10 protein-coding genes are annotated in these 12,076 nt (G+C 62.4%); 4 read left to right on the top strand and 6 right to left on the bottom strand.

All coding sequences use genetic code 11. From position 1 onward, the window contains the following. Positions 1–244 precede the first annotated feature (244 nt). From htpX to def, 4 genes are all read right to left on the bottom strand, one after another. The gene (gene htpX / locus B0G81_RS26055) at positions 245–1,102 is read right to left on the bottom strand and encodes a zinc metalloprotease HtpX (RefSeq protein ID WP_012431382.1); all 858 of its coding nucleotides are present in this window, start codon (positions 1,100–1,102) and stop codon (positions 245–247) included. A 103-nt stretch (positions 1,103–1,205) separates the two neighbouring features. Next, the gene (locus B0G81_RS26050) at positions 1,206–1,850 is read right to left on the bottom strand and encodes a LysE family translocator (RefSeq protein ID WP_134139013.1); all 645 of its coding nucleotides are present in this window, start codon (positions 1,848–1,850) and stop codon (positions 1,206–1,208) included. A 114-nt stretch (positions 1,851–1,964) separates the two neighbouring features. Continuing rightward, positions 1,965–2,954: a methionyl-tRNA formyltransferase gene (fmt, locus tag B0G81_RS26045; protein WP_134139010.1), complete on the bottom strand. Its 990-nt coding sequence runs from the start codon at positions 2,952–2,954 to the stop codon at positions 1,965–1,967. Between the two features lie 31 nt (positions 2,955–2,985). Then, the gene (def, locus tag B0G81_RS26040; RefSeq protein ID WP_106283999.1) at positions 2,986–3,489 is read right to left on the bottom strand and encodes a peptide deformylase; all 504 of its coding nucleotides are present in this window, start codon (positions 3,487–3,489) and stop codon (positions 2,986–2,988) included. A 242-nt stretch (positions 3,490–3,731) separates the two neighbouring features. Here def and dprA point away from each other — a divergent pair, with 242 nt between their 5' ends. The 3 genes from dprA to B0G81_RS26025 all read left to right on the top strand — a co-directional run bounded on the left by dprA (position 3,732) and on the right by B0G81_RS26025 (position 8,393). Further along, a complete protein-coding gene (dprA, locus tag B0G81_RS26035) occupies positions 3,732–5,027 on the top strand; it encodes a DNA-processing protein DprA (protein ID WP_134139004.1) in 1,296 nt (431 codons plus the stop codon). 68 nt (positions 5,028–5,095) lie between these two features. Beyond that, complete coding sequence (locus B0G81_RS26030) at positions 5,096–5,473, top strand: thioredoxin family protein (RefSeq protein ID WP_106283961.1); 378 nt, start codon at positions 5,096–5,098, stop codon at positions 5,471–5,473. Positions 5,474–5,723: 250 nt separating this feature from the next. Beyond that, on the top strand, positions 5,724–8,393 hold the full coding sequence (locus B0G81_RS26025) for a DNA topoisomerase III (RefSeq protein WP_106283962.1): 2,670 nt from the start codon (positions 5,724–5,726) through the stop codon (positions 8,391–8,393). A 160-nt stretch (positions 8,394–8,553) separates the two neighbouring features. Here the strand turns inward: B0G81_RS26025 and B0G81_RS26020 are convergent, their stop codons facing one another. Beyond that, a complete protein-coding gene (locus tag B0G81_RS26020) occupies positions 8,554–9,657 on the bottom strand; it encodes a LysR family transcriptional regulator (protein WP_134138999.1) in 1,104 nt (367 codons plus the stop codon). Positions 9,658–9,716: 59 nt separating this feature from the next. On the opposite strand from B0G81_RS26020, the gene B0G81_RS26015 reads away from it, so the two are divergent. After that, complete coding sequence (locus B0G81_RS26015; RefSeq protein WP_134138995.1) at positions 9,717–9,980, top strand: hypothetical protein; 264 nt, start codon at positions 9,717–9,719, stop codon at positions 9,978–9,980. Positions 9,981–9,992: 12 nt separating this feature from the next. Here B0G81_RS26015 and B0G81_RS26010 read toward each other — a convergent pair whose 3' ends face one another. Further along, positions 9,993–11,849 (bottom strand): phosphoenolpyruvate carboxykinase (GTP), encoded by a 1,857-nt coding sequence (locus B0G81_RS26010; protein WP_134138990.1) that lies wholly within the window; start codon positions 11,847–11,849, stop codon positions 9,993–9,995. Between the last annotated feature and the right edge of the window lie 227 nt (positions 11,850–12,076).

Genomic DNA, 12,076 nt, shown 5'->3' with positions numbered 1-12,076 from the left:
TAACGCGGCGCACGAGTCCGCGGGCAGCCTGCAAGCGTAGAGATTGCAAATCCACGGTGGCTGCAAAGGCCGGGGGCCCAAGCGCAGGCTCAACGATGCGGCGCGGGCCCTCAGGCGCCTCGCGAACAGAGTGGATTTTCTCGTGATAACGCAGCGCATCAGACGCTCGCGCCCTTGCGCCGAAATAAAAAGGCGAGCCCGCAGACTCGCCTTTTTCCTCACGCCGCGCAAGGAATGCGCAGCGTTATTCGAAGCGCCCCGTGCGCGCCATTTCCATCAAACGCGCGATGCGTTCCTCGGTGGCCGGGTGCGTAGAGAACAGATTCGCGATGCCGCCGCCCGAAAGCGGATTCATGATCATCATCTGCGCGGTGGCCGGATGCTGCTCGGCGGTCGGAAACGGAATTCCGCTCGCGTAACGGTGAATCTTGTCGAGCGCCGAAGCAAGCGCCTGCGGGTCGCCGGAAATCTGCGCGCCGCCGCGATCGGCTTCGAATTCACGTGCGCGCGAAATCGCCATCTGGATCAGCGCACCGGCAATCGGCGCCAGCAGCGCGACGGCGATGCCCGCGATCGGGTTCGTGGAACGGCCGTTTTCGTCGCGGCTGCCGAAGAACATCGCGAAATTCGCCAGCGCGGAAATCGCGCCGGCCATGGTGGCCGAAATGGTCGAGATCAAAATGTCGCGATGCTTCACGTGCGAGAGTTCGTGCGCCATGACCCCGCGCATTTCGCGCTCGGACAGCACGCGCAGAATGCCGGTGGTGGCGGCGACCGCCGCATGTTCCGGATTGCGGCCGGTGGCGAACGCATTCGGCGCGTCTTCGTTGATCAGGTACACGCGCGGCATGGGCAGGCCGGCGCGTGTGGAAAGTTCGCGCACCATGCGATAGAACTGCGGCGCACTGGTTTCGTCGACTTCTTGCGCGTTGTACATGCGCAGGACCATCTTGTCCGAAAACCAGTACGAAAAGAAATTCATCCCAAGGGCGATCACGAGCGCGATCGTCATGCCGCGCGACCCGCCGATCATCCCGCCGATCACGATGAAAAGGGCCGTGATCGCGGCCATCAACATCGCGGTTTTGACCCAATTGAACATGTCTGCAACTCCTTGCCCTAACGCGGGTTCATATCTGCGCCGCGTGATCGCGGCGCCCGATTGTAAGCTAAATGTTAGATATGGGCGCGTCAGGAAAATTCAATCATCTTGACGCAGTGGCGAGCTTGATACCCAGGCCGACAAAAGCGCTGCCGACTCCACGATCCAACCACTTCTTCACCGCCGCCCGGCCGGAGAAACGCCGCGTCACACTGCCCGCGATCCACGCGACAAAACTGTTCCAGACCATGCTCATCATGACGAACACTGCACCCAGTGTGAGGAAAGCGAGCGCTTTGTGATCAGTGCCGGTCGTCACGAATTGCGGGAAGAACGACACGAAAAACAGCACGACCTTCGGGTTCAGCACGTTAGTCCAGAAGCCTTGCAGGAAAAGCTGGCGCAGCGACCTGGGCGCGCCGGCCGCGCGCGCTTCGCCCGCAGCGTCATCGGCGACAGCCGGCTTGGCGAAGAGCAAACGCACGCCGAGATACATCAGATAAATAGCGCCGACGAACTTGATAACGGTAAATGCGGTGGCCGATGCAGCCAGCAACGCGGTCAGGCCGAACGCGCAGGCCAGCGAGTGAACGCAGCAGCCGGCGGAGATGCCGAGCGCCGACATGAGACCCGCGCCGCGGCCTTGAGCGACGCTGCGCCCGACGATATAAGCCGTATCGGGGCCGGGCGTCACATTTAGAAGAAAGACCGCGACGACGAAAAACTCGAAATGGGTAATGCCGAACATGTGAATCCTCAAAATCCGGGGCCGTTGCATGAAGGATTCTACGCGCGGCAGGCCTGTCCTGCGGGGTCTCGAACATCGGCCGAATGGACGATGTTCAGGGCATACGCAGCGGTGCTACCTTGCTTCGGGAAGTTGAAAGCGCTGCCCCACAGCCAGCGTCGAGCCGGCCAGAAATTCGCGCACCGGCAGGCGTTTGCCACCGGGTTTCTGCAATTGCGTGAGACGCAGCGCGCCTTCGCCGCAGGCTACGACTACGCCTTCGGGGGAGACGTCGGTGATCGTGCCGGGCGCGTGGCCGGCGGCTGCGCCGTCGGTTGCAACAGCGGCCCAGATTTTGATGGACGAGCCGTCTTCAAGCGTGGCCACACCGCCAGGGAACGGATCGAACGCACGCACCTGGCGCGCAAGCACTTTCGCCGGGCGGCGCCAGTCGAGCGCGGCTTCGTGTTTGCCGATCTTTTCCGCGTAGGTCACGCCTTCCGCGGGTTGCGGCGTTGCCGCCAGTTCGCCGGTGCGCTCGAGTTCGATCAGCGCTTCGACGATCAGCTTCGCGCCGTCCTGCGCGAGACGGTCGTGCAACGTGGACGTGGTGTCGTCGGCGGAAATCGCGGTGCGTGCTTCGGAGATCATCGCGCCCGTGTCGAGGCCGACATCCATCTGCATCAGCGTGATGCCGGTTTCGGCGTCGCCCGCTTCGATCGCGCGATGAATCGGCGCCGCGCCGCGCCAGCGCGGCAACAACGACGCATGAATGTTGATGCAGCCGAGCGGCGGAATATCGAGCACTTCCTGCGGCAGGATCAGGCCGTATGCGGCGACCACCATGACATCGTGCGGCGTAGCGCGTAGTTGGTCGATCGCGGCAGCGGCTTCAGCCGGATATTTGCCGGCGCGGCGCAGCGAAGGCGGCTGGGCGACGGCCAGTCCGTGCTCCTGCGCGTAGCGCTTGACCGGGCTTGCCTGCAACTTCATTCCGCGCCCGGCGGGCCGGTCCGGCTGGGTCAACACGAGCGGCACCTGGAACCCGGCGCGGTGAATCGCGGCCAGCGCGGCCGCGGCGAACTCCGGCGTACCGGCAAAGATGACGCGCAACGAATGACTCATGAACGGGAGCGGTAGGCGAGGTGAACGCGCATTACATCGCGTGGGCGAGCTTCTTCATCTTGCTCTTGATGCGCGTCTGCTTCAGCGACGACAGGTACTCGACGAACACGCGGCCCATCAGGTGATCCATTTCGTGCTGGATGCACACCGCAAGCAGGCCTTCACAGTCCATCTCGAAGGTTTCGCCCTTCTCGTTGAGCGCCCGCACGCGCACTTTCTCCGCACGCTCGACGTTGTCGTAAATGCCCGGCACCGAGAGGCAGCCCTCTTCCGACAGCTTCCTTTCGTCGCTCGACCAGATGATTTCGGGGTTGATGAAGGCCAGCAGTTCGTTGTGGTCGTCCGACACGTCGATCGTGATCACGCGCTCGTGCACGTCCACCTGGGTCGCGGCAAGGCCGACGCCCGGCGCGGCGTACATGGTTTCGGCCATGTCCTTGACGAGGCGGCGGATGCGGTCGTTGACCACTTCAACCGGCTTGGCGATCTTGTGCAGCCGTTTGTCCGGGTAATTGAGGATGTTGAGTAAAGCCATGATCTTGAGTGTGATTTTCGGGCGCCGCCGACCCGTTGACGGTTCGTTGGCCTTTCGGCCAGGTTGTGAGCCCGTCGCGTTGCGCAGAGGATAGATGGTGTCGAACCGGTTCGATTCAACGCGCCACGTGCGCCAGACGACGAGCCCGCGCGGGTGGGCGCGGCGCTGCGGTTATTTCGGATGATGAAAATTTTAGCATGGCGCCCGCCTGCCCGCTGGCCCTGCAGGAGGATCGACCCGCAATGCACACTTTGCCTGCAACCCATAGTGAACTTGCCGCCTGGCTGCGGCTTGCGCTCGCGCCGGGTCTGAAACCCGGAGCGCTGCGCTTATTGCTCAGCGCTTTCGGCTTGCCTGAAGCGATATTCGAGCAAGCGCCCGAGGCGCTCGCCGAGATTGCCGGCGAGGCCGCGGCACGCGCAGCGCTGGCACCGACAGGCCCCGATTTCGAAGCCCAGCTGGACGCGGTCATCGCGTGGCGTGAGCAACCCGGCAATCAGGTAGTGACACTCGACGACCCCGCTTATCCGCCGGCACTGCTGACCATGCCCGATCCGCCGCCGCTGCTATATATAAAGGGCCGGTTGAACCTGCTGCACACGCGAGCGGTCGCCCTTGTCGGGAGCCGCAGCGCGACGCCGCAAGGCGTCGAAGACGCGGAGCGATTCGCGCGCGAGCTGTCGGTGGCCGGTGTGACCGTCGTCTCCGGGCTCGCGCTCGGTATCGACGGCGCCGCGCATCGGGGTGGCTTGGAAGGCATCGGTGGCACAGTGGCCGTAATCGGTACCGGCGCGGACCTCGTGTATCCGGCCGCGCACCACGCACTCGCGCGGCAAATCGCGGTGCAAGGCGCGATTCTCTCCGAATGGCCGCTCGGCACGCCAGCACGCGCCGCCAATTTTCCGCAGCGTAACCGTCTGATCGCCGGCCTCGTCAGCGGCGTGGTGATCGTCGAAGCAGCGATGCGGTCCGGTTCGCTGATCACGGCGCGGCTCGCCAACGAGATGGGACGCGATATCTTCGCGTTGCCGGGTTCGATTCACGCGCCGCTGTCGCGCGGGTGTCATCGGATCATCAAGCAGGGCGCGAAGCTGGTGGAAACGCCGGATGAAGTGCTGGAGGAACTGGGTTTCGCACGGCGGGCGGCTCCGCGAGCGGGTTCGGGTTCAAGTTCGGCGCACGCCACCTTCTGGAGCCGCGCCGGCTCGGGAAAGAGGCCCGCGCGCGGCGCCGCGGACGCGGATCAAGTGAAACCGGCAGCGCTTCAGCCGACAGAAGCATCTCCGGCCGATTCAGCAGAAGCAGCATTGGCCGCCGCCCCGCCCTGCCCGCCGGCCAATCCCGAAGCACAGCGCCTCCTCGCCGCGCTCGGCCATTCGCCCACCACGCTTGAAATTCTCGCTACCCGTACCGAGATGGAGGACGCGGACCTGCAAACCGCCTTGCTGCAACTGGAACTCGCCGGCCAGGTGACCATGCTGCCCGGCGGCCGCTTCATGCGGGCAAGCCACGGCCAACGCGGCATTGATCAGAGTTGACCACGATTCATGATCGGTCATGCTACATTCGCGCCAAAGCACCTGACAAAAGTACGCAAGGAACCACGATGCCCGCGCTAAACCTCGACACCGACCAAGACCGGATCGCCGAGCGCGTCAACGAACCCGAAACGCTGTTCGTGGCCTGCCTCTGCGCGGAATGGTGCGGAACCTGCCGCGAGTATCAGGACGCTTTTGACAAGCTGGCCGACCGGCACCCGGACATCTGTTTCGCATGGATCGATATAGAGACCCATGCGGACCGGTTCGAGGATCTGGATGTGGAGAACTTTCCGACCATCCTGATCGAAGATTCGGTTACGACGCGATTCTTCGGCACGGTTTTGCCGCAAGCGGCGATCGTGGAACGGATGTTGTCTGATCTGACGGCCGTGCCCGGCGTCAGCGGCGCGCCAAAACTGCGGCCCGCGCTGGCGGTTGCCTGATTCAGGCTGGCCAGCTTGCAAGCCCGGCGGCCCGGGCATTGCGAGCGGTGTATAAGGCGTTGGCGGCGGCATGCCCAATGCCTGAGCACGCAATTATGAATTCGCGCTTTTTATGGCACTTGACACGCCGGTCTCGCGCCGTGTGCTATAAAGCGGTCGTTAATGGGTCGCAAAGGTCGCAAACGAGGGTAGCGCTAACAGAAGCGCACTCACGGCCATCAACCCTGATCTACCAACCTCACATCGAGTCATGTCCAAAGCACTGATCATCGCCGAAAAGCCTTCCGTCGCGAACGACATCGCGCGCGCTTTGGGCGGATTTACCAAGCATGACGAATACTACGAGAGCGACGAGTACGTCCTTTCCTCGGCAGTCGGCCATCTGCTGGAAATTGCCGCGCCTGAAGACTACGAAGTCAAACGCGGCAAGTGGAGTTTCGCCAATCTACCCGTCATTCCGCCGCACTTCGATCTGAACCCGATCGCCAAGAGCGAGTCGCGCCTGAAGGTGCTGACCAAACTGCTCAAGCGCAAAGACGTCGACCGTCTGATCAACGCATGTGACGCGGGGCGCGAGGGCGAGCTGATTTTCCGCCTGATCGCGCAGCACGCGAAAGCCAAGCAGCCGGTGCAGCGCCTGTGGCTGCAATCCATGACGGCGGGCTCGATCCGCGACGGCTTCGCCCGTCTGCGCAGCGACGAAGAGATGCAGCCGCTCGCCGATGCGGCGCGTTGCCGCTCGGAAGCGGACTGGCTGGTCGGCATCAACGGTACGCGGGCCATGACCGCGTTCAACAGCAAAGGCGGCGGCTTCTTCCTGACCACGGTCGGGCGGGTGCAGACGCCCACGCTGTCGATCGTGGTCGAGCGCGAAGAGAAGATTCGCCGCTTCGTGCCGCGCGACTATTGGGAAGTGAAAGCGGAGTTCGTCTGCGCGGCCGGTTTCTACGAAGGCCGCTGGTTCGATCCGAAATTCAAGCGCGACGAGTTCGATCCGGAAAAACGCGATTCGCGTCTGTGGGCGTTGCCCGCGGCCGAAACGATCGTCGCCGCCTGCCGTGGCCAGATCGGCACGGTGACGGAAGAATCGAAGCCGTCCACGCAACTGTCGCCGGCGCTGTTCGACTTGACCAGCTTGCAGCGCGAGGCCAACGGCCGCTTCGGCTTCTCGGCGAAGAACACCTTGGGCCTCGCCCAGGCGCTGTACGAAAAGCACAAGGTGCTGACCTATCCCCGTACCGACGCGCGCGCGCTGCCGGAAGACTACCTGGATACGGTCAAAGAGACGCTTGGCATGCTCAAGGAGAGCAACAACTATCTGCCGTATGCCAAGCAGGTGCTCGACAAGGGCTGGGTGAAGCCGAACAAGCGCATTTTCGACAACTCGAAGATCAGCGACCACTTCGCAATCATCCCGACCCTGCAGGCGCCGAAGAATCTGTCGGAGCCCGAACAGAAGCTCTACGACCTCGTCGTGAAGCGTTTCCTCGCGGTGTTTTTCCCCGCCGCCGAATACAAGGTGACGACGCGGATCACGGAAGTGGTCGGCCATCACTTCAAGACCGAAGGCAAGGTGCTGGTCGAGCCCGGCTGGCTGCAAGTCTACGGCCGCGAGATCAGCGGCGAAGACGCGAACCTCGTGCCGGTGCAGAAAGACGAAAAGGTCAAGACCGACAAGATCGCCGCCCAGCAACTGGTGACGAAACCGCCCGCACGCTACAACGAAGCAACCTTGCTGTCGGCCATGGAAGGCGCGGGCAAGCTCGTCGAAGACGACGAACTGCGCGAAGCCATGGCGGCCAAGGGGCTCGGCACGCCGGCCACGCGCGCGGCGATCATCGAAGGTCTGCTGGGTGAAAAGTATCTGATCCGCGAAGGCCGCGATCTGATTCCGACCGCCAAGGCTTTCCAGCTGATGACGCTGCTGCGCGGTCTGGGCGTGAAGGAACTGACGGCGCCCGAACTGACCGGCGAGTGGGAGTACAAGCTCTCGCAAATGGAACGCGGCAACCTGCCGCGCGACGCGTTCATGCAGGAAATCGCCCGCATGACGCAGACCATCGTCAAGCGCGCGAAAGAATACGATTCCGACACGATCCCGGGCGATTACGCGACGTTGCAAACGCCTTGTCCGAATTGCGGCGGTCAGGTAAAGGAAAACTACCGGCGCTTTGCCTGCTCGAAATGCGAGTTCTCGATTTCGAAAATTCCGGGCGGACGTCAGTTCGAAATTCCGGAAGTCGAAGAACTGCTGCAGAACAAGACGATCGGTCCGCTGTCGGGTTTCCGCAGCAAGATGGGCCGCCCCTTCTCGGCGATCCTGAAGCTGTCGTTCGATGACGAGATCAAGAACTACAAGCTCGAATTCGACTTCGGCCAGGATGCGGGCGGCGAAGACGGCGAACCGCCTGACTTCTCCGATCAGCAACCGGTGGGCGCATGTCCGAAGTGCAAGGGCCGCGTATTCGAGCACGGCATGAGCTACGTCTGCGAAAACTCGGTCGCCAATCCGAAGACGTGTGACTTCCGTTCGGGCAAGGTGATCCTGCAGCAAGAAATTGCTCGCGAACAGATGGCCAAGCTGCTCGAAGAAGGCCGCACGGATCTGCTGACGAACTTCAAGTCGTCGCGTACCGGCCGTAACTTCAAGGCGTTCCTCGTCAAGCAGAACGACGGCAAGATCGGTTTCGAGTTCGAAAAGAAGGAACCGTCGGCGAAGACTGCCGCGAAGACCGCAGCGGCGAAGTCGGCTGCGAAGGCTGCCCCAGAAGCGGAGTCGGACGACGACGAAGTGTCGGTGGCCGTGAAGGCTGCGCCGGCAGCCAAGAAGACAGCGGCGAAAAAAGCGCCGGCGACCAAGACCGCTGCGGCCAAGAAAGCACCCGCCAAGAAAGCGGTGGCGCGCAAAACCGGCTCGTAAGTCGAACTGGTCGCGGGAAGGCCGGAAGAGGATTCGCTTCCGGCTCGCTTCGTTTGAATTTGCCATGAAAAAAGGCGCGATCACATCACGTGACCGCGCCTTTTTGTTTGTCCGGCGAAAGCGCTTATCAGCGGCTTTGCAGGCTTGCCCGATTCGCGACTTACAGCGGCGACAAAGCTGTGGGCCGGGTGCGAGGCGTCGTCTTGGCCAGCGTCTTCGGCAGCGGCGATAACTCGCTGTCCAGCAGGCGTGAGAGCGGCTCAGCGCCGTCGAACGCTTCCGGCGGCATGGCGTCCGCGGAATCGAGCGCCGTCGTCGTGACGGCGCGGCCGAGGCCGTCTTCCTTGATCCACTGTTCACCCAGCAGACTATTCGGCGTCTGGCTGAAATGCTCAACCAGATGGTCGATAAACGTACGCACCTTAGCCGGCAAGTGACGGCGGCTCGGATACGCAATGTTGATCTCGACCTGCGGCAACCGGTAATCGCCGAGCAGACGCACAAGGCGGCCACGCGTCATGTCGCGGCCGATCAGATAGCTCGGCAGGATCGCGATGCCCATGCCGAGCAACGCAAACTGACGCAGCATTTCCGTATTGTTCGCGACGATCACGTTCGCCGGACGCACGCGCACTTCGCCTTCCGGGCCGGTGAACACGCGCTCGTCGCCCCAATATTCGGACGGCAGGCTCAGGCACGGATGCTCGAGCAGATGCTCCGGACGCGTCGGCATGCCGTGTTTCTCAAGATAAGCCGGCGTGGCGCACACCGTCATGCAACCAGTGGTGAGACGCCGAGTGACAATACTTGCGCTGCGCATTTGCCGCGCAATCACCACGCCCACGTCGAAGCCTTCTTCGACCAGATCCACCTGACGGTCGACCAGCGTGACATCGGGAATGACTTTCGGATAACGCTCCGCGTACGTCTGGAGCACGGGTGCCAGATTGTGCAATCCGAACACGACCGGCGCGACGATTCGCAACGTGCCGACAGGTTCGTGATTGCGCGCGACCACCATCTGCTCGACATCTTCCAGTTCGTCGAGAATCTGGCGCGCGCGCTCGAGATAAACCTGACCTGATTCGGTCAAAGACAAGCTGCGGGTGGTGCGATTGAGCAGCCGCGTACCTAGACGGCCTTCGAGGTCCGCAACGTGCCGGGTCGCAACTGCGTTGGAAATATCCATCGCGCTCGCAGCGCGGGCAAAACTGCCGAGATCCGCCACTCTGACGAAAACTCGCATCGACTGCAAATGATCCATAGGACAACTCCTGCCGTGTTACAGCTTCCTGACAATCGGGGAAAACCAGCGAAGCGAACTTGGAATTCTCCTACGACTCGCGGAATCGTGCAGAAGTTGCCCGCGAAAGCGGAAATATTGTCAATATTTGTGCGACTGTGCTCCCCAGTGTGGGGCACGATCAGGAATTGTTCCTGAAAAGGAAACAATCTGCTGCAGTGCAGCTTGAACTGCCTTTTTTGTCCGAACAGACGGAATGGTCGTCGGCGTGGCAAAACCAGGAAGCTCGTCATGCGAGCGAGCGGCAACAAAAAACCGCCCGAAGGCGGTTCCGTGCGAAGTGAACACTCACCTGATCAGGCGGCGAGCTTCTCTTCGAGCGCGCGTTTGGCCTCCGTCAGCGCGGGCGGCAAGCCTTGCTGCAACGTGTCAAACAGCTCGGCGTGGAGCGCGAATTCCGCGCGCCAGGCTGCGTCGTCGACGGAAATAACCTGCTCGAACTGCTCGCGGCTAAAATTCAGCCCGCGCCAGTCGAGGTCCTCGTAGTGCGGCGACACGCCGAACGCATGTTCCTCACCGTGAGCCGTGCCTTCGATCCGGCCGACCATCCAGCTCAGCACCCGCATGTTCTCGCCGAAGCCCGGCCATACGAACTTGCCGTCCGCGCCTTTGCGGAACCAGTTGACGCAGAAGATTTTCGGCAGCTTCGCGTTCAGTTGCTCCAGACGCTCGCCGGTTTTCAGCCAGTGACCGAAGTAGTCGCTCATGTTGTAGCCGCAGAACGGCAGCATCGCGAATGGGTCGCGGCGCACCACGCCCTGCTGACCGGCTGCGGCGGCGGTCGTTTCGGAGCCCATGGTCGCGGCCATGTAGACGCCTTCCACCCAGTTGCGCGCTTCGGTGACGAGCGGCACCGTCGTGGAGCGGCGCCCGCCGAAGATGAACGCGTCGATCGCGACGCCCGCCGGATTTTCCCAGTCGGGGTCGATGGACGGGCATTGTGACGCCGGCGCCGTAAAGCGCGCGTTCGGATGCGCCGCCTTGCGGCCGCTTTCCTTCGCGCTGGCCGGCGTCCAGTCCTTGCCTTGCCAGTCGATCAGGTGCGCGGGCGCATCATCCGTCATGCCTTCCCACCAGACGTCGCCGTCGTCGGTGAGCGCGACGTTCGTGAAGATCACGTTTTCCTTCAACGTGGCCATGGCGTTGAAGTTGGTCTTCTCGCTCGTGCCCGGCGCCACGCCGAAGTAGCCGGCTTCCGGATTGATCGCGTACAGGCGGCCGTCCTTGCCCGGTTTGATCCAGGCGATATCGTCGCCGATCGTGGAGATTTTCCAGCCGTTCAAGCCTTCCGGCGGAATCAGCATTGCAAAGTTGGTCTTGCCGCACGCCGACGGAAACGCCGCCGCGACATGATGTTTGCGGCCTTCCGGCGAGGTCACGCCGAGAATCAGCATGTGTTCGGCGAGCCAGCCTTCGTCGCGGCCCATGGTCGAGGCGATGCGCAACGCGAAACACTTCTTGCCTAGCAGCGCGTTGCCGCCGTAGCCCGAACCATAGCTCCAGATTTCGCGCGATTCGGGGAAATGGACGATGTATTTGGTTTCGTTGCACGGCCACGGCACGTCTTTCCCGTCGGCCGCGAGCGGCGCGCCGACCGAATGGACGCACGGCACGAACTCGCCGTCTTCGCCCAGCACGTCGTAAACCTTGCGGCCCATACGCGTCATGATGCGCATGTTGGTGACCACATACGGGCTGTCGCTCAATTCAACGCCGATGTGCGCGATCGGCGAGCCGAGCGGGCCCATCGAAAACGGCACGACATACATGGTGCGGCCGCGCATGGAACCTTCGAACAGGCCGTCGAGCGTCGAGCGCATTTCGGCCGGTGCGATCCAATTATTGGTGGGACCTGCGTCTTCGCGGCGCTGCGAGCAGATGAAGGTGCGATCTTCGACGCGCGCCACATCGGACGGGTCGGACCATGCCAGATAAGAATTGGGGCGTTTGGCGGGATTGAGCTTCTTGAGTGTGCCTGCTTCGACCATCTGTGCACAAAGCCGGTCGTATTCCTCCTGCGAACCGTCACACCAGACGACCCTGTCCGGCTTGGTCCTGGCGGCAACGCGCTGGACCCAGTCGAGCAGCTTTCGGTGTTTGACCCACGCGGGCGCCTCGATAGTAGGCTGTCCTTCGAATGAGGGGTGGTTCATCGACTTGTCTCCGTTTTGAAAAACAATAGAAAAAACGGTACAAGCCCAGAGACGCTGCATGCGAGAGGCATTCAATTCTTCACGCCGGGTGCCTGCCACCCGACGCGCAATTGTGCAGATCGTTCCAGGCCACACAGCCTGTGAGCGGAGGCGCCAGCCGACGGGCTTCTGCAACCGTCTGTAAAGCGGCTTGCCTCAACACGCAACAAACTGTTAAAAACGATGTC

The sequence above is a fragment of the Paraburkholderia sp. BL6665CI2N2 genome (genome assembly GCF_004366535.1).
Lineage (GTDB): Bacteria > Pseudomonadota > Gammaproteobacteria > Burkholderiales > Burkholderiaceae > Paraburkholderia.
The sequence above is the reverse complement of the archived record's forward strand: the minus strand, read 5'-3'. Positions and strand labels throughout refer to the sequence as shown.